This is a genomic window from Pseudoalteromonas sp. L1 (assembly GCF_021728095.1).
Taxonomy (GTDB): domain Bacteria; phylum Pseudomonadota; class Gammaproteobacteria; order Enterobacterales; family Alteromonadaceae; genus Pseudoalteromonas.
The window spans coordinates 482956-505494 of record NZ_JAKKCT010000002.1; the positions used below are offsets into that span (position 1 = coordinate 482956).

At 39.3% G+C, this 22539-nt stretch carries 12 protein-coding genes; 3 read left to right on the forward strand and 9 right to left on the reverse strand.

All coding sequences use genetic code 11. The annotated features are described in order from the left end of the window. Positions 1-6 precede the first annotated feature (6 nt). Together L3V38_RS08360 and L3V38_RS08365 are read right to left on the reverse strand one after the other, a co-directional pair. A complete protein-coding gene (locus L3V38_RS08360; protein ID WP_237119064.1) occupies positions 7-1473 on the reverse strand; it encodes a methyl-accepting chemotaxis protein in 1467 nt (488 codons plus the stop codon). A 76-nt stretch (positions 1474-1549) separates the two neighbouring features. Beyond that, positions 1550-2104: an isochorismatase family protein gene (locus L3V38_RS08365; protein WP_237119065.1), complete on the reverse strand. Its 555-nt coding sequence runs from the start codon at positions 2102-2104 to the stop codon at positions 1550-1552. Between the two features lie 171 nt (positions 2105-2275). On the opposite strand from L3V38_RS08365, the gene L3V38_RS08370 reads away from it, so the two are divergent. After that, positions 2276-6811: an EAL domain-containing protein gene (locus L3V38_RS08370; RefSeq protein WP_237119066.1), complete on the forward strand. Its 4536-nt coding sequence runs from the start codon at positions 2276-2278 to the stop codon at positions 6809-6811. On the opposite strand, the gene L3V38_RS08375 is transcribed toward L3V38_RS08370, so the two are convergent. Both L3V38_RS08375 and L3V38_RS08380 read right to left on the reverse strand, forming a co-directional pair. After that, positions 6786-9572, reverse strand: coding sequence for an ATP-binding protein (locus L3V38_RS08375; protein WP_237119067.1), 2787 nt, complete (start codon positions 9570-9572; stop codon positions 6786-6788). The genes L3V38_RS08370 and L3V38_RS08375 overlap by 26 nt on opposite strands. A 62-nt stretch (positions 9573-9634) precedes the next feature. Next, positions 9635-10528 (reverse strand): cation diffusion facilitator family transporter, encoded by an 894-nt coding sequence (locus L3V38_RS08380; protein WP_237119068.1) that lies wholly within the window; start codon positions 10526-10528, stop codon positions 9635-9637. A gap of 210 nt (positions 10529-10738) precedes the next feature. Here L3V38_RS08380 and L3V38_RS08385 point away from each other — a divergent pair, with 210 nt between their 5' ends. Further along, positions 10739-12184, forward strand: coding sequence for a sensor domain-containing diguanylate cyclase (locus L3V38_RS08385; protein ID WP_237119069.1), 1446 nt, complete (start codon positions 10739-10741; stop codon positions 12182-12184). A 23-nt stretch (positions 12185-12207) separates the two neighbouring features. Here L3V38_RS08385 and L3V38_RS08390 read toward each other — a convergent pair whose 3' ends face one another. The 4 genes from L3V38_RS08390 to L3V38_RS08405 all read right to left on the reverse strand — a co-directional run bounded on the left by L3V38_RS08390 (position 12208) and on the right by L3V38_RS08405 (position 19096). Beyond that, complete coding sequence (locus L3V38_RS08390; protein ID WP_237119070.1) at positions 12208-14142, reverse strand: methyl-accepting chemotaxis protein; 1935 nt, start codon at positions 14140-14142, stop codon at positions 12208-12210. A gap of 181 nt (positions 14143-14323) precedes the next feature. After that, a complete protein-coding gene (gene cobN / locus L3V38_RS08395) occupies positions 14324-18226 on the reverse strand; it encodes a cobaltochelatase subunit CobN (protein WP_237119071.1) in 3903 nt (1300 codons plus the stop codon). After that, positions 18223-18567: a DUF2149 domain-containing protein gene (locus L3V38_RS08400; RefSeq protein ID WP_237119072.1), complete on the reverse strand. Its 345-nt coding sequence runs from the start codon at positions 18565-18567 to the stop codon at positions 18223-18225. The genes cobN and L3V38_RS08400 overlap by 4 nt, the downstream gene beginning before the upstream one ends. Position 18568: 1 nt before the next feature. Next, entirely contained in the window at positions 18569-19096 is a 528-nt protein-coding gene (locus L3V38_RS08405) for a MotA/TolQ/ExbB proton channel family protein (protein ID WP_130152365.1), read from the reverse strand. Positions 19097-19272: 176 nt separating this feature from the next. Here L3V38_RS08405 and L3V38_RS08410 point away from each other — a divergent pair, with 176 nt between their 5' ends. Beyond that, positions 19273-21453 (forward strand): TonB-dependent hemoglobin/transferrin/lactoferrin family receptor, encoded by a 2181-nt coding sequence (locus L3V38_RS08410; RefSeq protein WP_237119073.1) that lies wholly within the window; start codon positions 19273-19275, stop codon positions 21451-21453. Positions 21454-21496: 43 nt separating this feature from the next. Here the strand turns inward: L3V38_RS08410 and L3V38_RS08415 are convergent, their stop codons facing one another. Then, entirely contained in the window at positions 21497-22456 is a 960-nt protein-coding gene (locus L3V38_RS08415) for an AraC family transcriptional regulator (protein WP_237119074.1), read from the reverse strand. Positions 22457-22539: the final 83 nt, after the last annotated feature.

Genomic DNA, 22539 nt, shown 5'->3' on the forward strand with positions numbered 1-22539 from the left:
CTTATGCTATTTGAATTTAGCAATACCTTGCTCCAGCACATCAATACTGACATCAATTAACTGCACACGATCGGTTAGCTTTTCAATCATATGGTTATCATTCTCTTGATTAGCAATTAAGGCTTGTGAGTTTTCGGCAATTGCACGGGTGTTACCCGCTTGGTTTTGCACTACATGCGCAACCGATTGTGAGCTCGTAGCGGCACTGTTTACTTGCTCCGTCATTTCTGTAATTTGTTGCTTCATTTGCGTGCTAATTGCCGATAGTTGCTCAATCAAAGTGACACTCCCTTGCATTGATTGAGTCGATGAAGCACTATTTTGCATCAAACTTTCAAGGGTTGTCGTTATTTTATCTGTGGTGTGTTTGCTACGCGTTGCAAGGTTTCTAACTTCATCTGCGACCACAGCAAAACCACGCCCCTGCTCACCGGCACGAGCCGCTTCAATAGCTGCGTTTAAAGCAAGGAGATTGGTTTGCTCAGCAATCGATGAAATCTCATTCAGTAAGTCTGAAATATGACTACATGCACTTACTAATTGTGTGATGTTCTGGTCTGCCTCTTGAAGATTTTTAGCAAGTTCAGCAGTTTTATTGTCTGTATTCGCCACCTCATTTAATGCCTCGCTCGCACTTAAATGAAGCTTTTCAAACTGGGTTTGTAGTTCATTACTTTGTTGCTCAACATGGGCAAAGCCTTCAGCAACGCGCTCCCCTGATTGTGCAATATCGGCCGATAACTGCTCTCGGTGCAGTGCTTGTTGGTGCAGTTCATCATGTACTTCAAGTAATTGTTTAGACTGATTTTTTAAAACGCTACTTTGACTTTGTACATCACCAATTACACTTGAAACAAAACCAAGAAGACGATTAAAACCCGCCACAGCTTCACTGTGACTCTCATCGGCTCTTAGACTAATATTAATGCTGTTTTCATTCGCCATAATTTGCTCTGTAGTATTACTTAACGAGAGCCCTGCACTGCGTTCACGGTGTAATGTTTTAGCGATGTAGCCCGCAACAATAGCTTCCACGATGGCATACACTGCATGGATAAGTACGGTACTAAAATATAATCGGTCAGGGTCAAAAACATATAAACCCATTTCATTGATTTGTAAAAAATAAAAGCTCAAATGATGAACGGCTACAAATGCAAGTGCGGTAATAAACACTCGCCACTCAACAAACATGATTAGCACAGCCATCAATATAAAAATTTCAAAGTGAACTTCAATAAGTCCATAGCTTTGTTGGATGTGTAAAAACGAAAACATCATGCAGCCGGCAGCAACCACATGAGCGGTCAATTTGCTACCTGGGTAGCGGTACAGCATCCAAAGCGGCAAAGACAGCAAAAGTAAGCCTGTGACCACACCGGTTAACAAGGTTGAGTAGATAAACCCTAAGACCAAAGACTCTACAAATAAAAGAAGAAACAAATACGTAAAAAGACGGCGCACACTCGTCATAGTTAAAGCCTTAATTATTAAATAATTTACAAAAATACAATTAACCGAGCCTATACGGTTTGATGCGTATCATGGTTCACTTTATTAATGGCAATAATGCTCTAAATTGTTCAGTTCCTGCTTTTTCTAACCATTGAAATAAAACACTTTCGGTACATGTTATTATAGCTCCAGCCTGTGTAAGTTGCTTTGATGCTATGTTTTTATGGTGTGAGTTACGCGATCCGATAGCGTCATCCACAATGAACAATTTAAAACCGGCAGCTAATAAATCTAAACACGTTTGTAAAACACACACATGCGCTTCAGTTCCGGCAACAACAATTTGGGGACGATTAAAGCGCGATAGCGACTCTATGAAGTTTGGTTCTAAACAGGCACTAAAATGTATTTTTTCTATGTTACAGCTTGTTGCCATAAAGTGGGCAAGCGATGGGTCTGTTGCGCCCAGTTTTTCAGGGTTTTGCTCCGTAAAAACCACTGGAATATCAAAAAGAGATGCCCCTTTTAAAAGCTTTTCGGTATTATTAACAACCTCTGCAAACTCGCTAATAACAGGAGAAAGCCCTGCTTGTTCATCAATGATAAGTAAAATAGTTTGCGTTTTTTGACATATAAATGGGTGACGCATAAAAGGCCTTGGTCATTTTTTTTATTAAAGTATTTATAGCACATAGATACATTTGTGTACCTTAATTAACATTGTGCTAAACTATCTTCTCTTACTCGTTAATTACGTGCATATTTGTGCTATATTTTACTAAAAGTTTTGTGCAAATAATAATTTAGGGTTCAACATTCGGTGCCTAAACACTTCCTCTTAGTTTTCATTTTTATCCTATTAGTATTCCCTAACATTGCGAATGCGCAAAACTATGCTTTGCAAATTCAGCGACTTTCAACAGATGAAGGCTTAACTCAAGGCTCTGTTACTAAAGTTGTTCAAGATGATCTCGGTTTTATATGGATTGGTACTTATCAAGGTTTAAATCGTTATGATGGTTACCAAGTGTCTCCATTTTCAGGAGAGCACATACTCGATCAGCGACAAATTGCCTTCATGGCAAAAACTAACAATGGAAAACTATTTGTAAGTACCGAGTTTTCAGGGGCTTTTTTAATTGACCCAAAATCTTTGCATGTTGAAAAAATCTATTCAGGAAAGCTAAACCCTGAAGATAATTTTTTCTCTCCTATACTGGCTTTAGATGAAAGTGATAACGACTACTTTTTTGCTATAAACCAACATGTTTACTCGTACCATAAGCAATCAAAAAAGTTTTTACATGAATTTTCAATCAATAAACAAGAGCACATTATTCGCTCCCTAAAGCTTCATGAAAACTTTATATTTATTGGTACCTCTAACGGGCTGTTTTCTAAGAATCTCGCTGATGAGCATATTTCGTATATTCCATTGGCAGATCAAAAAACCATTAACGATGACAACAAAAATGTCAAATTTTTACATGTCGATAAACAGTTAGGGCTGCTAGTCGGAACTGTGGAAGGAATGTATAACATCCCTTTTGATAGCAGGGAATTACTTGAATTTGATAAAGCTAAACTACTCATTCCTACGCTCAATATATGGGATTATACAAACAGTCCTTTTGGTGAGTACATCGTTACCGAAAAGGGCTTATTTGAATTTAATCGGCAAACATTGAGCGCTGAGTTTGTTTTACGTTTCGATCAAAGCAAATTCAACATGACCGATAACACCATACCTGATGTAATGGTAGATAAAACAGGCCTTCTTTGGCTTGCTTCGCGCTCACAAGGGGTATTTACTTGGTCTACTCTGGCAAAACGTTTTAAGCATATTCAATTAAAAAATGAGCAAAGTTATTACGACAATAACATTTGGTCTATTGTCCAAGATGACAATAACACCCTTTGGATTGGTACCGATAACGGCTTAATGAAATACAACCAGTTAACTAAAAAAACCACTGCATACTTAGTAAATAATGACGAAAAAGCATTTCATGGTGAGCATGGTATTTATGGTATTGCCAAAGCACAACTAGATGATAATAACCGTTACCTATGGCTAATGAAGTATGTTGGCTTGACGCTGTTTGACAAAAAAACAGGCAAGACAATAGCCATTAATGGCAGTGAAAAAACAACGACATTTTTATCAACAGAGCCTAGCTGGGGCTTTCACGTTATAAAGCCTGATCAATTTGCTTTTATAACAAATGATGAGTTTTACACTTATAACGGCAAAACTGGCGAATTAAATGTCATCAAAGGGCTTAAAGAGCAAGTAGATATAATCAATGCAAATTCATTTTTAAAACCGTTACCTAATTACCCTGATGAATATGTTCTGAATATGTCCGGTAAGCTCTATCGTTACAATGAATCGACAGAAAAGTTAACGCTAATATATCAAGTAGAAAACTATAACCCTTTAGCATTTTTTCTAGTAGATGACTGGGTCATCGATCACAACAATGTGTTATGGCTGGCTTCATCACATGAAGGGTTAATTGGCTTAGACGCTGAAACCTATGAAATAAAGCATCGAATCAATCAGAGCTCAGGCCTTCAAGCTAAATCAGTTTTTGGGCTTCAAATAGATCGTTTTGGGTTTTTATGGTTTAGCTCTCAAAACGGCTTATATCGTTTAGATTTGAGCTCATTTGCGTTAGATCGTTATTTTATCCGAGACGGTCTATCCGTTAATGAATTTAATATAGATGCAGATACAACACTCGCCAATGGGCAAATTGCATTTGGTTCAACCCGTGGCGTGTTACTTGTTTCGCCAGAAGATTTTCTGTCTTCGCCAATCAGTTCGCAGAAAAACTCAGTTGAAATTACCAGTGTCTCACTCTTATCAAGAGAGCTTAACTATCACCCCTATAAATACGCTGATAATGCGCTGCAACTCACCGCAGATGATATAGGCCTAGAGGTCACTTTTTCTAACTTTGACACATTAAATAAAGACACCACACGATATAAGGTGACTTTAGAAGGACCTACGTCATTACAGTACGATAAACTAACGACCAATAAGGTACTTTTTACAAAGCTTCCTCCTGGTGATTATGTATTGTCGGTTTCATCTACTTCAGAGCTAACTAACGCTGACACTACAACCCGCCAGTTAAAGTTCAACGTTGCTTATGCAATGTGGTCCTCACCGCTTGCAATCGCTTGCTACACGGTGATTGTTTTGGCTATTTTATTTATTATTTTTTGGCAGTATCGTGCTCGTCAGCAAACGATCCGAAAAGCGCATGATGAAATCGTAAAATCCCAGCAACAAACTGAGCTTGCATTGAGTAGCAATAATAGTGGCGTTTGGGAAGCTAACCTTAAAAAAATGACTATACACAATAACCGTATAGCGGCTGAGTTAGGTTATAAAGAATATGAAGATACAATTAAACTCACCGAGTTTTTAAACCTCATTCACCCTCATGATCGACGCTTATTCATCAATCAATGGGAATCTTTTTCTAAACAACTTAACCAACAACAGTGGAATGTAACCTACCGTTTAAAACACAAAACAGGTCAATGGCTATGGTACCAAGATCTTGGCCGCGTAGTTGAGGCGGATGATAATAATACACCGCTTAAAATATCGGGAATTTACACTAATATAACTGAGCAAAAAGCAAATGCTCAACAAGCAGCCGTGCTTGGGGAAGCTTTTAGCCAAATAAACGATTGGTTGCTTATTTTAGATAGTCAATTAAAGCCATTTTCAGCTAATGCGAGTTTCAGCGAAGCCTTTGCCACACCGGGTAATATTGCTGATTTGAGCTTAAAAGACTTCTTAGGTGCGATAGGAAAAGCGCACTACGTTGAATTTTTAACCGTTTTAAAAACTCTCAAACCCAAGCAAAATTGGAAAACTGAGGCGTTTATCCGTACATTGAAAAGCCCTGCGCACCCTGTTCACATAAGTGTCACAGCAGTCGCAAAAGATCAGCAAACGATTAATTACTACGTTATCGTAATATCAGATCTAACTGAACAAAAACGTGCCGAAGATGAGCTTAGATACCTTGCTAACTACGACCCTTTAACAGGTTTACCTAATCGTACGTTAATGCATTCTAAAATAAATACGTGTATTGATAATGCCAGTAAAGAGAATAAATTAGCCGCTTTGTTATTTATCGATCTAGATAAATTTAAACCTGTTAATGACTCTTTTGGCCATGCCGTGGGCGATCAGTTACTGTGCAACATCACCAGAAGAGTTGATCTCATTTTACCTGACAATGCGATAATAGGCCGTCAAAGTGGTGATGAATTTTTAGTGCTAGTGCAAGACTTACACTCGCCTCAGAGCCTAAGTACTTTAGTTAAGTCACTCACCGATGAACTAGGTAATAAAGTGGTTATTGAAGATTTTTCTATCAATATATCGGCCAGCATCGGCGTTGCTTTGTATCCATTTGATGCGACAACGGCGGATGACTTAATTCGAAACGCTGATATTGCAATGATGCATGCAAAACAGTCTGGGCGTAACAACTTTAAGTATTTCACAGAGCAAATGAATAATCAGCTAACTAAGAAGTTGTTACTCGAAAATGCACTTAAAGATGCTTTCAAAGATGACGAGTTATTTAATAACTACCAGCCGATTGTTAATGCAAGGACTAAAACTATCAATGGTGTTGAGCTTTTAATGCGCTGGAAAAACGAGCAAGGATTTGTCTCCCCCGCCGAATTTATTCCTATTGCTGAAGAAATCGGTTTAATTGATGTTTTAACAGAGCAAGCCCTTGATCGCGCTTTAACAGAGCTCAAACCTCTTTTACGGGCAAACCCTCGCTTTTATTTGTCGTTAAACTTATCACCGGTGCATATTTTGAAGTCAAACCTCACTGAGCGTTTATTGATGATACTGAATAATCATTTGGTAAAACCAATTCAGCTGCGTCTAGAGATTACTGAGAGCACCTTACTTGAGGATAAAATAAAAGCGTCAAAGCAGTTACAAAAATTAAAAAATGCGGGTTTTAAACTGTTACTGGATGACTTTGGGACAGGTTATTCTTCATTAACCTATTTAAGCCAATTTCCTATCGATGTGATAAAAATAGATCAAAGCTTTGTGCGTAACATTGGCCAAGATAAAAGTAACGAGTCAATTATCAAAACCATTCATGCGCTATCGACAAATTTAGGGCTTTATTGTATTGCTGAAGGTGTCGAAACCACAGAACAAATTAAGTTCTTAGAAAAAATGGGTTGTGAAGACCTACAAGGGTATTATTTTGCTAAGCCCATGCTGGTAGATGAGCTTAATAAAGAGTCCACAATTGAAGCGATTATTGGCCGTTTAAACGCGCTTTAAACCACTTATTTAAACAATGATACAGCTCATCTTTATTAATTGGTTTAGAAATAAAATCATCCATTCCCGCTTCAAGGCAACGCTTTTGATCATCTTCAAAAGCGTTTGCGGTAATAGCAATGATGACTGCTTTGCCATAACGATCTGGCTCAGATTTAATCGCTTGAGTACACTGATAACCATCCATATGCGGCATCTGACAGTCCATTAAAATAATGTCTGCCACAAAGCTCTCTAAGGCTTTAAGTGCTTCTACGCCATCACTGGCTTGCTTAATTGTACACTGAGTTTCATGCATCATTTTATTGAGTACAAGTTGGTTCACAGGGTTATCCTCAACTATTAGTACATTCACACCTTGTAGCTCGGGTTTCTGAGCAGATTGATTATCTACAAGCGTGGATTCACTCATTTGAACAGGTACACAAAGTGTAAACACACTGCCTTTACCCTGTTCGCTTTCAAGTTTCAGCTCACCGTTCATTAATTCCACAATGCGCTTTGAAATTGTTAAACCAAGCCCAGTACCACCATATTTTCGTGTTGTAGAAATATCAGCCTGAGTAAATTCAGTAAAAAGCTTAGCCTGTTGATCGGGTGAAATACCAATGCCCGTGTCACGAATACATACTTCAAGCGTGCCATTTTTGTAATAACTAGACAAAGTAATTTCACCGGATTCGGTAAATTTACCCGCATTACTTAAAATATTATTAATAACTTGGCTAAAGCGAAGCGGGTCTAAACTAATGTAATCGGGAATATCATCTGATATATCAAGCGCAAACGAAACGTTAGGCTTCACACTGGTATTACTAAAAACTTGCGCTAACTTATGTAGTAGCTTTTTCACCTCCACAGCACGACATTCCAGTTTTAGCGCCCCTGCTTCTATTTTTGAAAAATCTAAAATATCGTTAAGAATCAATAATAAATTATTGGCACTTTGATGCACCATTGTCAGCTCTTCGCGTTCTTTTTCTGGTAAGGTTTCATTGTCTAAAAGTAGCTGCGTCATGCCTAAAATGCCATTCAACGGCGTCCTTATTTCATGGCTCATATTGGCTAAGAATTGCGATTTTGTTTTGTTAGCATGATTTGCTGCTCTTACAGCCTTTACCAGCTCATTCGTCTTATCACTAACCTGGCGTTCCAATTGCGCATTAAAATCCTTTAGCTTGCTGTTAAGATGCTCATTTTCATGATTCACTTGACGTAGGCGGCTAAAGCTCAGTGTCAGTTTATTCGCTAAATTAGAAAATTGTGATTGTAACCTACTTACTTCAAGCCAAGTATCAGGTAAATAGGTATCTGTATTTGCTTGTTCAGGCTCAAACTTATCGATTTGTTCTGCTAATTTTAAAATAGGTTTTATTAACCAACGACTTAACTGAGTTATAAAAATACTGGTTAATAAAATAATAAACACAATCATAACAATCGATTGCCCCCAAGCATGCACCGCAACATTGTTAGCGTACTTACGATTAAGCATGGTCAACACAACCCAGCTATTCTCTGATGAGTGTGCTACACGGGCATAAAACTGCTGTTCGTTATCTGGGTTGAACATCTTAAAACGGGTTTCATCTGTAAATCCACTCAACTCATCGTCCGTAATTTCCTGTAATTCAACAAAATCATCCAGTGAGCTGTAGACCACTTTGTTTGTTGAATCTAATACGACTAATTCACCTTGATGGCTGAATAAACTTGGCCTTAGCCTTGAGAAGTAATCGAACATCAAAGAGCCTTCAACAACCCCTATAAAAGTATCTTCAATATAAATGGGGGCAGAAACGGCCACGATAGGAAGCGCACCAAACCCACGCCCTTTAAAAATAGAAGACACATAGCCTTGTCTATTATTTGGTGCATTAATGAAGTAATCCCTGTCTGCAACATTGGGCCGAATCATAGATTGCTCCAGACTAATTGCTAAAGATTGAGGGAAAAAGTGAGTCACGTCTGCAACTGCATTTGTAACGATTTGCGTTCTAAAATCAGGGTATAACTGCGCCATACTTTCTAAGCTTGCTTGCTTAGGCGCCCCCAAAGCTATACTTCTAGCAGTTAAAAGAACACCTTTTTTATGATGCTCTAAATGAGTATCTATGGTTTGCGATATTTCTTGTGCTTTTTCGTAAAGTTGAGAATTTATTTCATATTCTATGCGTGAATAATGATTATTGGTTAACACAATAGACGTTAAAATAACCACTAAAATAATGAGTAAAGTGACAACATAATTCAGTATTTTATATAACGACGAGTAGTATTTATGCCATGAATAGCGACTAAAAAAGAAACTCAATAAATCAATGACTGACAAGTAAATTACGGCATTGAGGCAGTATTTTGCCAGTGCAATCGCAATAGTCAAAATAGGTAAACCCAATATGAAATGACCAAAGCCCCAAAGCAAAGGCAAGCCGACTATAAACCAAAATATCATACCGCGAAGGAATACAGGCCGAGCTTTACTCAAGCAGAAAACGTGCAAAAAAATTAGTTCAAGGGCAAATACAACTGAAGGCCAAGCATGCCCCCAACGATAAAAAATAAAGCCTGTGCTTATTACAAATGTGATAAGTGCAAATCGCCAACCAAATAGCAGTAAGCTTAAGATGACAAAAAACTGCCCAAGCAAAAATTCGGAACTATCTAAGAAAAAAATAGGGAGTAGATTAGTTACACCCGCAACGGCTCCTAACAGCACTGCAGCTAAAAAGCTAAAATACGGCGGTTTATGAACTAGCAAAGGCGGTACCCTATCTTATAGTGATACCTTTAAATTAAAAGAAAAAGAGGTAATTTGCCACCTTAATTAATAGGGTGGCATTCATGACTTTCAATTTGTAAGACACTTTTCGCAACTTTAAAGCGCGAAAGTAAAAGCTTTTCAACCTTTAGACGACACGCTTCATCATGTTTTTCTACTGTACAATGTTGTTTTAACACGACATGCGCGCCAACAATGACAACGTTATCCTGACGAACAACCGTGACATTATGCACATTTTCAACATGTTCAATAGAGGCAATGCTTTTTTCAACGTCTACCACATTAGGCAGTTTGCTGTTATTTTCAGCTAAGCCTTTGATACAACGTATTATTACTTTAACTCCCGTGAATAAAACGAAAGAAGCAATTAGCATGCTTGAAATAATATCGATTTCAGCCCAGCCAGTAAGGTAAATCAAAATTCCTGCAAAGAAAGTTGAAACCGTTGAAATTAAATCAAAAAACGAATGAAGAAATACGGCGTATACATTGATACTCGCTTTTCGACCTTTATAAAGAACCCAAGCTGCGGCACCATGAAATAAAAAGCCAATAGCTGAAATAACAGACATTAAATAACTATTAATTTCGAGATGATTACCTTCATTATGGTGTAGGTATCGCTCTCCACCTTCATATAAAATAACTAGGCTGATACTTAAATATAAAATGCCGTTAATTAAACCGCCTGTTAGTTCTGCACGTTGATAGCCATCATTAAAGTTTTTGGCAAAATGTATCGCCATAGACGACGCTATTAAGGCGATGAATAAAGAACTATTATGGACAAACAAATGCCCTGCATCAGCAAGCACTGCTAACGAGTTTGAAAAATACGCACCAATGATCTGAATTACCATAAACGAGCAAGTAATGGCTAACGCAATTAACAAGCGACGTCTAGATGCTTGGTGAGTCGTAATATCTGTCATGAAGAAAAGAAAAACCTATTCGCTGGAAAAAGAGTAATGATATACAGTCGCAATTGTAATACGTGACGCCACTAAACGCACTAAAAACTTACCTATCGCTCAATTTACGAGGATTTTAAGCTTTCAAATCAAGAGAAAAGAAAATTTTATATCAATTTTTTGTTAAAATATGTAACCTTATACCGTGTATTGGTTTTAGGTCGTTTTTTAATGAGTTCAATTGAGCAAACATGGCAGACTCTCGCTGCATTACCGATAGCTATCATCATGTTTGATCAGCATCACAATCGTTTCTATTTTAACTTACCGGCACAGTCGCTATTCTCAATTGAAGAGCAACTAAGCTCAGATGAACTCAACCTAACTCATCTTGCACTTAATAACGCGCTAAGCAGCGAATCTCTGGGCATTACCGACTTATTGCCAAGTTCGTACAACACACATCCCTTGTTTGTAACGCTAACCAACCGACATACTCACTCAGCCAAACTGCTTGACCTAAAATTTGCAACACTTTGTGATTATCTTTATATCACTGTGTGTGAGCCTCGTACATTACCTAGCCAAGCTCAAAGCCAAGACTTCGATGAGCTGATTTCTCAGATTTCAACAGAACTTATCGATATCCAAAACGAAAATATGAGTCAGCAAATAGAGAAGGCACTGCAAACAATAGGCTTAAATTGCCATGCTGACCGTACTTACATTTTTGAATTTAGTGATGACGGATTATCGATGAGTAACACCTACGAGTGGGTAAACGACGGTATCACACCCTTTAAGGAACACCTTCAGAATATCCCAAAAGACTCTTTACCTTATTTTTTCCAGCAAATGCACACACAGCATATTTTTAACGCATCAAACACAGCTGAATTACCCCCTGAAGCCAGCGCAGAAAAAATAGAGTTTACTAACGAGGGGATTCAATCTGTTTTATGTATTGGCTTAGTCGTCGAGAAAACATTATTTGGCTTCATTGGTTGTGACTGCGTTAGTAAAGCCCGTCAATGGTCTCAAACGGATTTGTTAAGAATAAAACTAGTCGGCGACATGATCACAAATGCATTAAAAAATATGCAATATAAACATAAACTTGAAAAGATACAAAAGCTGTTACTGACAGCTAATAAAGAGCTGCATGAGCAAGCTTATAGAGACAGTCTGACCGAAATTGCTAATCGTCGACAGCTCGATTCTACCCTACAACAGGAATTAAAACGCTGTGCACGTAGTGAACTCTCGCTAAGCTTAATTCTGTGTGATATTGACTCGTTTAAATTATATAACGATACGCTAGGTCATCAACAAGGTGATCAAGCATTAAAGCTCGTTGCTAAAACGCTTGAAGAAAATTGTCAGCGTCCAGGAGACTTAGCAGCCAGATACGGTGGTGAAGAGTTCGCTATTATTCTCCCCGCCACTAATAAGCAAGAAGCCTCATTATTCTGCCAAAAATTACAGCTAGCGATAAAACAACTAGCAATTGAACACCCTAATTCTAAAGTAAGCTCGTTACTGACATTAAGTTTTGGTATTTACTCATGCCAACCTAATGAACACAGCGAAGCTGATCATACTCTTATTATGGCCGACAAAGCACTGTACAGAGCAAAGCAAAATGGTCGTAACCGCATAGAAGAAATTGCTGAGTAATTTCACTGTCAGTTTTAAAATTTTTACACCTTAAACTGGCTCACTAAGTCCTTTAAGTGCTGTGCACGCGATAACAAGCTTTGCGTACCCTGCTGTTGTTGCTCAGCATTGTCATGAATTGATGTTGCACTGTCTGAAATGTCGTGAGCTGATTGATTAATATGCTCAACAACCGTACCCTGCTCTTCTGTTGCTGCTGCAACTTGATGATTCCCTTGGCTAATAACTTCAAATTTTTGTTGAATTGATTGCAATGCAGATACAGCAACCTGAGTGAGCTCTGTCACTTTTTGACTACTTTGTGTTCCTTCTGCGATTGCTTGTTGAGATTGAAGTGAAGAACTTTGTAACCGTGTGACCTGTTCGCGAATTTCCGAGGTAGAAGTTTGAGTACGCTTTGCAAGAGAACGTACTTCATCTGCTACGACCGCAAACCCACGCCCTTGCTCACCCGCTCTTGCCGCTTCAATCGCCGCATTTAATGCCAATAGGTTTGTTTGTTCAGAGATAGCGTTAATCACTTCAACCACGGAGTTTATTTCCGCAGCTTGGCTTGCAAACTCACCAATACTTTTATCAACATTGAGCAAAATTTCATTCAGTTCAGTCATTGTTTTAGCTGTTGTGGCCATACTATGGTTCGTTTCAACAGTTTCTTTTACCGCTTCTTCGGTGTCGCTTGCTGTACGATGAGCAATATCAGACACTTCATTGATAGTTTGGCCCATCTCTGTAATCGCAGTTGCAACTTGATCTGTTTGCGCACGCTGATCTTCGGTTGCAGCAAATGTTTTATTAGCAAACGTAGCCAACTCTTCAATACCTTTACGCATCGCTCGTTCAGTCACACTAATTTCATCTACCAGCTCTGCAACTTTACCTATGATAGCATTGAAGCCTTTAGCAAGATGACCTAGCTCGTTATCAACACTGTCGTCTAAACGTTTACTTAGATCCCCCCCTTGGCCTGCCATACCTAACAACTCGTCACCCACACGGCGTATTTTAGTGCTCAGCCAATTAGCAAAATACAAAGTAAGGATCAGAAAAACAGCGGCAAGCACCACACTCACTAAAATTGACATAAGAACGACAGCGTTGATTGCGCTCGAAATTTCTTCTTTCGGTTGCACAGCAACCAAAGTCAGCCCCATACCAGTAATTGGCATTACACCGGCATATACTTGCTGACCATTTAATTCAGCTTGGGATAATGAAAATTCATCACTTTTGCTACTTGTTACGTTTTGCAACGCACTTAAAGATGCAATATTTGAAATCTGCTTACCAATAAATGCATCATTTTCGTGAGCAATAATGCGTTTAGAGTCATCAATTAAAAATAAGTAACCTTGCTGACCAATTTTACGTGAAGTAACAATATTTGAGATATCTGAAATATCATAGCCAAGCCCCGCAACGCCAAGGCGCTTACCCGCAATTTCTACCAAGGTATTAACGTATAGAGTCAGGTGACCGCCTTGCTCGCTCACATCTAAAGCTAAGACTTGGCGTTTATCTGAATTTAAAAAATCAAAAAACCAACTATCTCGTGGCTCACTACTCGAAATTGACTTAAAAAAGCCTTCTTGAGTGTAATAACTCATCGAATCACTGCTCACCCAAAAAACCGATGATGCACCGCTCTTCTTTTGTAAGTCAGCAAAGTATGACATTACACGCTGATGAATAGGCGAGCGCTTCTCTCCTTCGGTCATCCAAGTATGTAGCATTTGATTTTCTGCCAATGACTGTGACACTGAGATTGGATAACGCATTTGCGCATCAATTTGTGCGGCAACCTTGCCTACCGCATCAGGTAAGAGTTGTTTTTCGGTTTGTTGATAATAGAGTTTAGAAAATTGACTCGTATTGATTAAGGCGCTGACTACCGTAACAATAAATAATGCGATTAATACAAAACTAATAAAAATAGTGCGTAGCGATAGGTTTCGCATTAAGCAAGCCTCATACTTTGATAGTGTTTTTCGTGTATATATAATCCTTACGGGCTAATTTTAGATAACAACTGATTGTTTAGCAATCGCTATTTTATTTATTGCAATAAAGAAGACAGAAAATTCACTATTAACGCAAAGTAATACGCTCTATCACGTATTACTTTGCCTAATCAATGTATTACACAGCTCTTCGTGAAAAGAATGGACTTGCCATTCCAGCGAAGAAAATACCAGCGAGCAACCACCATAACTTGTAATCAGTCTCGAAAGGCTCACTTTGCTCTATTTGTTCAAGCTTTTGACCACTCACCTGCTGTGTTTGCGCACTGGAGTTTGCGGTTATATCGGCTGTTTGATTAGGTATTAAGGGAGCGAGCCCAAAACCAGCATTTTGCTCTTTCACGTAATCAACAAAGGTTTGATTGTCTGTAGCAACATCATGCTGATTAGCTATCTCAGTATATGTTTCAAGCAGTTTCTGTAAGGTCTCAGGCGAGGCTTGCCAATAGCCTTTTCTAACAGCCTCCAGCATACGTTCAATCATCTGCGCTAATGCTTCTGGATTATGTTGCTCAAAAAATTCTCGCATTTGCATTTGGTACTTATCATCAACATAGACCTCGAAGAATTCTTGCCATTGGTCATCTCTTACGGCTTCAGGTGTCATTACTTCCCAGCCCCACATGTTATTCATACGATCTAGCATCGCTGTGGCCCCCGCATAACCTGAATCTTGCATCGCTTTTATCCAACGAGGGTGGAAATAGCGACTGCGCATCTCATTACTAATGAACTGTTCGAGCGTCTGTACTTTTTCATCACCTTTACGCCGCAAGTTAGAGACATACATTTGTGGCGTTTTTCCATCAATATGACGTACAGCCAAGCCTATGCCGCCAAAATACTGAAACGGATCATCATTAGTCATTAACGCATACAAATTACTCGAACGAGAAAAGACCACTCCATCAGTGCCAGACAACACCTTACTATACAAGCCCGTGTCAGACAGGTTTTCACTCCAACGAGCTTCGTCTTTACCAAAACCAAAGCCCATTCGCTCAAGATACAAATTAGCGAGTTTACTATCGTCTTGCCAAGTATCAGATGCAAGACTTCCACCAGCTAGGCCAGTTCCATATGCACCGGTTTCGTTAGAGAAAATACGCAATGATGAGAGATAGTCTGCATCTTCTTCACTTTTCCCTTGGTCTAATAAATTTTGCTTTAAAGACATTGAGTGACGATACACAAAGTTATTGTCTTCTTTCATTTTTGCAACTTTATCTATCGCTTCTGCAATCCATAACATGACGTTAGGAAATGCATCACGGTATAAGCCTGTTGCTGAGACCACCACATCGATACGTGGCCTACCAAGTTCTGAGTAAGGAATAATCTCTGTTCCAACAATGTTGCCTTGCTTATTCCATTTTGGCTTAATACCCATGGCATGAAGAATTTGTGCTTCTAACGCGCCTTGGTGGCGCATGGTTTCAAGTGACCATAATGAAAAAGCGAGCTTTTTAGGGTAACGCCCCTGTTCAGCCTGATACTGGGCAATTGTTTGCTCCAACATTTTCACCCCAGCCTCATACGCTTCTTTAGACGGAACTTTAGCGGGATTAAAACCAATTAAGTTACGTCCTGTGGGCACTGCTGACGGGTTTCTAATTGGATCATTACCATGGCTAACAGGAATATATTGACCATCAAGACCATTCAACAACCCTGATATTTCTTCGCTCTTATGAAAGTTTTGCCAATATTCTTTAGCTAAAGTGATATCGCTTTGTAATGGTAGAGGAATGACAAAGTCAGGGTTATCGCCAAGCACACGAGCAAGCAACTGAAAACCATCTAAGGCTTGTAACTTTATTACTTTACGCTCATCTTCACGCTCAGAGGGAGCTATTGCTATACCTATTTCACGCTCAAATTCACCCGCTTTTTGCGTAAACTCGTCACCCAGCATTTGCAAAATAGTGGTGTAAAGGTGTGCATCAACGGGTAGTTCGCCAAATGTATGAATACCCAGAGGTTGACTCATTTGCGCAAGTGTATTGAGGTGATCTTGTAGTATAGTCACTTTATTGGCAAATTGAGCGGTGAGTGTCGCGTCATCGAGCTCTAGATCTTTTAACATATTCAACTGCTTAGCAAGCTTAATTATCTCTTGCTGCGTATTTGATTTTGTTTGCCCATTATCCAACATTAAATAGTTGGTGATCAGCTCATTCAGTTTTGCAACTTCGCTGTATAAGCCCGCTTTTGCAAAACCTGGAGTTAGATGGCTTATCATGGTGGCACGTCCACGACGCTTTGCTTGCATGGCTTCTCCCACATTATCGATAATGTATGGATAGAAAACAGGGATATTACCGATTGCCAAATTAGGAGCATCATAAACCGATAAGCCCCGCTCTTTGCCACTTAACCACTCTTGCGAGCCATGCGTGCCTAAATGCACTATTGCATCAGCGTTAAATACGTCACGTGCATATAAATAAATAGCCAAGTAACTATGATTTATAACCGATTTTGTACTGTGATACTGGGCCGCATGCTCTTTGGCTGTCTCACCGCGCACACCTTGTGGCAGCACAATCATATTGCCTAACTCCATACGTGGAATCACAAACATCATTTGTCCGTTATGCATTCTCAGCATAGCGCTTTCATTGGGCTGCCCATACTTATCAATAATAGGTTGAGTCACTTCATTAGGTAGTGTATCAAACCATGTTTGATATGTAGTGAGTGGTAAATAATCAGCAAGCCCCATTTCAACAAGCATTTCGGCATCTTCACCACGATAATACGGCCGCAATAATTTGCCCGCTTGCTCGACTAAACTTGCTGTATCAGTTTGCTTAACTTGATAACCTTTTGCTTGCATGGCTTTTGCTATATTAGCAATTGAGCTTGGAACATCTAAAAAAGCAGCGCCAATATTTTTCTCTCCTGGCGGGTAATTCCATATAAAAGTAGCGACTTTTTTATACGCATTATTAATATGTGCAAGGTTCGCGTGATTAAATGCACGTTCAATCAGTGCATCAAGTTGATAACGAATAGCCACTTTGCGGCCTTTATCATTTGCTGCGATAATGATTGGGTCGGTACTTCCTGTATCTTCTGGCATGACCAAAAAAAACGGAGTCAGTGAAGGTGATACACCCGTATGATCTTGGTCAAATGCTTGCTCATCGCCATCGGTGTAGTTAAGAGCATGGATCACAGGTACACCTATTTTCATAAACTCAGCACGGCGTTTTTCTACATAATGCAAAGAGCGATAATTAATTATTAGGTCAACCCGAGAACCAGTTTCATCTGTCAGTAACTCTGGGTAGGTGAGCGCCTCGTCATTCCCTTCAAAGAAGAATGCAAATGCTTTTGCTCCTTTATTTTCGAGCCCAAAAATTAACCCATCTACGACTTGCTGTTGCTCATAATCAATCACAGAGCGATGTACCGCTATCGCTATCACTGGTTGCGTACTTTTAACATCTAACCAGTTAAAAAAGCGAGTTTCGTCAGCACTCACATGGCCGTCAAACTCAGGGTGATATAAACCAACCTCTGGAATCACTTTAACAGGCTCTGCAGGCACATCTGATAATTTAAAAATTGCATTGGTAATATAAAGCATCATATTTCGGTAATTATCGCGACCGGCATTATTGTAATAGCTGCCAAGACGAGTATGCTGCAGCTCAGATAAGCCCGTATTCATTGCAGAATTGTCCATATCCCCCAGTGAAATGACTGGCACATTGGGGTATTCACTTAAATAGGGCTGATATTTAGTAAACATATATTTTGAAAGCGCAGGGTTAATACCATCTAGCAAAATCAGATCTGCATTTTGCCACGCAAGTTTTATTTCCTCGTCAGTTTTGCCTTTACTACTAAAATTTGTGAACGTAAACGGCTGATCTTCAGAAAGCCTTGTTAGCAACGCACCTTTCGATTTAGCCACGTGGCCCGACATCATGATCAGTACCTCTGGCTTTTGCTCTGCATATGTATTTAATGAGCTCAATAAAAGCAACAGGAATGTTAGTATTCTCATCATTGTCCGCTCTCTTGCCTGCTGGTTGTGGCTTCGCCTTTTTCAGGTATATAAACAAAACTACCATCAGCCATTTTATAAGCGACCCCAGCACGCATACCTTCACCTGAACCTATTTCCCCATTCGATTTATACTGCTTAATTTCTTTGCCTTCTTTAACAATTACTTCCATATTTGGCTCACCCGCATTTTTAACAACAGTCACATTTTCTGCTGTAAACGGACTTAAAGGGTTTTGCGCAATAGCAATTAACAACGCCGCGATAATGACTAAAAATACGTCCACTAAATTTACGGCACTCACAATCGGGTTTAATTCTTCATCTTCGTCTAAAAAACGCATATTACAGCCCTCTTAATTTACGAATATTAATGAGCTCTTGAGCGCACCAGCGTTTTTTAATTGATGCTGGCCAAAAGGTTAGAGTAGAGATAACCAAACCCCAGATAACTGCTGCGAAAGCAATGATCAAATTCTCACTAATGCCTTGAATATTCCCATCTGCCAGCGCTTTTAGCGCTGGTCCCATCGGAATCATCGTTGCTATAAGGCCAAGCATTGGCGCAATACGGGTGACAACTCTGAGTACTTCAAGCTTTTTAAGCGCAAAAACCTCTAATTCATCTTCTGATGCATCTGGATTTGCCACAAAATAGTTATGAACATCAAAGCCGTTATAGTTATTTACTGCTTTGTTATCTATATCTCTTTGATAAGCAAGTTGGTTTTTTCTTCTGATTAAATATTCAGAGACAAATCGTCCTGCGGCAAAAAACGCATAAATAAAAAGTACAGATATAACTAAGATGACAGGTGTCATTAAAAGCGCAGAGACATCAGCCATAAGTTGTTCGATTATTTGGATATTCACATTAATACCTTGTTAGATTTCTTCGATAGCAAATGTACGGCAATTACCGAAAGATTACAATAATGCAAATAGGAACAATTATTATTTGTATTGATCTTTTCAACAATAAGCGTATTATTCCCCAAAAAAAGAAGCAACTCGCTGTTTACAAATAAAGCACCTAAAGGAACTCAACCATGCGCTATACAAAACCAAATACGCTTAGCATGTTAATCGCGACAATTATTGCCGGCTCCGCAATGCCTGTATTTGCAGACGAAAATATCAAAAACGATGATCTAGAAGTCATTGTTGTCAGTGGCTCTCGCACAGAAAAACCGTTAAAAGATGTTGCCGCAAGTATCTCTGTTTTAAGTAGTGAAGATATCCAGCAACAAGTGGTTACCGATATGAGCCAATTATTTATGTATGACCCTAGTATCCAAATCACTGGTCGAGTTGGTGGAGCACAAAATATTCAGGTGCGTGGTATGGGATCTGACCGTATTTTGATGATTAAAGACGGCATGCGCATGAATGAAGGCTATGGTGCCGATGGTTTGAATGATATTGTTGGCCGCGGATTTATCGATACAGAGACTCTAAAGCAGGTAGAAGTCGCTAAAGGAGCTGCCTCCTCCCTGTATGGTTCTGATGCTTTAGGAGGTATCGTTGTTTTTACAACTAAAGATGCGAGTGATTACTTAACAGAAAATGAGCAATTTGGTGCTCGTGTAAAGTTGGGTTATAGCGACCTTGACAGCCAAGCAAGCCTAGGAGCAACCCTATATGCTCAGCACGGTAACTTTGACCATTTACTTAGCATTACCGCTCGTGATGGCGAAGAAGAGCAAACCAAACACAGCAACAATGCGCCGTTCGATATTGACTCTCAAAGCTTACTTTATAAATTGAAATACAATTTAAACGAGCAAGATTATCTTAGCTTCGCAGCGGATTTATGGCGCCAAGATGTCAATGGTGATAGCGCTGACGGTTTACTTTCTTATTTCAGAGGATTAGCTCAGTACGGCTATAATATTGCACAAGAAAATACCCAAACTGAAAAAGACAGTGATTCATACCGCATTAGTTACAATAACAATAGTGGCAATGCTTTTTGGGATTCGGCTCAATTCAACGCGTACTATACTAATAATCGCCAAGACGACCAAGAATATGCCTTACTTGATATTAACGCGCCCATGTTCGGCACTGTTGAAATGCGTGATATGTGGAAAACAGGTACGTATGAGCAAACGACTTATGGCTTAATTTCACACGCTAGTAAAGCACTAAATAAGCAGCATACTCTTGGTTATGGCGTTGATATTGAAACAACTGGAAGCTTGCGTACTGTGCATGAATATCGTGAAGTCGAAGGCGAAACAACCAAAGACGACACCAGCCAAAAGTTCCCTAAAAATGACACTTTACGCGCTGGCATATTCATAAATGACGAAATCAAACTACTAAACGACACACTTGTTATTACCCCAGGCGCTCGTTTCGATTACTACAGTATGGATCCTAACGGGGTACTAAAAACAGATGGTGAGGAATACGCTAAAATTGATGAACATAATGTCTCGTTTAATTTAGGTGGCCTATATTATATCAATGATATGCTTAGTGCTTATGCACAATACGGCCAGGGCTTTAAAGTACCTGCCTACGACCTAGCTTACATTGAGCACTACAACCAGCCCACGGCTGAGTACATTTATGAAGTTTTACCAGCAGATGACTTAGATCCTGAAAAAAGTGACACTTATGAGCTTGGTCTTCGTGGTCACCTAGGTGATTTCACAGTATCAGCCGCTTTATTCTATAACGAGTTTGATGACTTTTTAGCAACTGAACTAACCCAGCGCGAAACCGTTTTCAATAATGATGGTTCACTTGCCTATATTCATGACCAATATCAGTATAAAAATATCGAGTCAGTAACGATTAAAGGGGCTGAATTTTCAACAACCTACTACGCATCGGACACACTCTCTGTATTTTTGAATGCCAGTTACCAAGACGGTAAAAATGATGAAACCGATGAATACATCAGTTCAATTAGTCCATTATCAGGTAATTTAGGTCTCTCTTTCCAAGGGGATATTTACGGCAGTGATTTAATCATTAATTTCGCGAAGAAAATGACGAAGGTAAATCCAGGTAAATATCAAACTCCAGGGTATGGGACAGTCGATTGGTTAGCACGCGCTAACTTTGGTCAAGCAAGTTTAAACATCGCAGTACGTAACCTATTCGACAAAACCTACTATCAACATGGTAGCCTTACTGACCACTCAGCATCAGACAGTTTAGAGGGCTTAGAAAGCGCAGGACGTAATATTTCTGCAAGTGTGAGCTATCAATTTTAACAAATAGGATGCGATAAAAACCGAGTGCTGCAATGCACTCGGTTTATTCATGCATCTTTATTTGTTGTCTGTATATTTTAGGTGACATTCCGTGCCAACGATTGAATGCATGATAAAATGCGCTCACTTCTGAGTAACCACATAAAAACGCTATTTCAGTGAGTGATAAGTCTGTTTCAACTAAAAGTGTAGTGCTTCTTTGTTGCCTTAAATTCGCCAGTTCTTGACTGAAGTTAGTTCCTTCTTTAGCAAGACGCCGTTGCAAAGTTTTTTCACTCATATTGAGCGCCTTTGCCATATCTTTGCAACCACACTCCCCTAAGGTTAAATGCTCTTCAAGTAAAATACGCAAAACATGACTCACATTACTTTGTGTAGCAACTTTGATTTGACCCGCAATAAATGGTTGCGCATCGGTTTGCTCACAAAAAAATAAGCTGTGAGTTTTGGATCCGTACTCGACAGGGCAATTAAAATGCTCGTTTATTTCAGCAAGATGCTCTTTGCGCTGTAAACAAATACGCGATGGATGCCAGTTTTTTCCTTTTACGGTACGTGCTATTTTCAAACAAAATGCCATTGGTGCCTCGTAACTTAACAATGACATATCACGCTCACCATCACTGAAATTAAAGCGCAATTCATACTCAGAACCATGATCAATTAACGACACATTATGCGTATCACCCATCAACTTTTGATAGCGTAAAATAAGCCGGAAGGCACTGAGTAATTGCGTTGACTGAATAATCGCCATCCCTACCACAGGTATGGCTCGCACATTCATATTACTACCAACATATATGCCTAAATGAATATCAGGCAACATCGCCTGAGCTTGCTTCCAAAGCGTACTAACACTGGCTTGCGGATAACGAGCTGTTTGGCTGCTTAGATCATTCAGCGATATATGAGCTTGTGAAAATAGCGCATTGATGGGTAAACCTTGCCACTTGAATGACTCAGCCATGGCGCGTAGCCACCAGCTTGATAAGGTACGCATACGTGTCTCAAACAAACAATTTAATGACCTATAATATCAAGTAAGTTAGAAAATAAAAGCCTATTGTTAACCTGTAATTAACA

What these genes read in the sequence shown, in the direction of transcription:
- L3V38_RS08360 (WP_237119064.1), bottom strand. Translation starts at nt 1,473, where the DNA reads ATGACGAGTGTGCGCCGTCTTTTTACGTATTTGTTTCTTCTTTTATTT.
- L3V38_RS08365 (WP_237119065.1), bottom strand. Translation starts at nt 2,104, where the DNA reads ATGCGTCACCCATTTATATGTCAAAAAACGCAAACTATTTTACTTATC.
- L3V38_RS08380 (WP_237119068.1), bottom strand. Translation starts at nt 10,528, where the DNA reads ATGACAGATATTACGACTCACCAAGCATCTAGACGTCGCTTGTTAATT.
- L3V38_RS08385 (WP_237119069.1), top strand. Translation starts at nt 10,739, where the DNA reads ATGAGTTCAATTGAGCAAACATGGCAGACTCTCGCTGCATTACCGATA.
- L3V38_RS08390 (WP_237119070.1), bottom strand. Translation starts at nt 14,142, where the DNA reads ATGCGAAACCTATCGCTACGCACTATTTTTATTAGTTTTGTATTAATC.
- cobN (WP_237119071.1), bottom strand. Translation starts at nt 18,226, where the DNA reads ATGATGAGAATACTAACATTCCTGTTGCTTTTATTGAGCTCATTAAAT.
- L3V38_RS08400 (WP_237119072.1), bottom strand. Translation starts at nt 18,567, where the DNA reads ATGCGTTTTTTAGACGAAGATGAAGAATTAAACCCGATTGTGAGTGCC.
- L3V38_RS08410 (WP_237119073.1), top strand. Translation starts at nt 19,273, where the DNA reads ATGCGCTATACAAAACCAAATACGCTTAGCATGTTAATCGCGACAATT.
- L3V38_RS08415 (WP_237119074.1), bottom strand. Translation starts at nt 22,456, where the DNA reads ATGCGTACCTTATCAAGCTGGTGGCTACGCGCCATGGCTGAGTCATTC.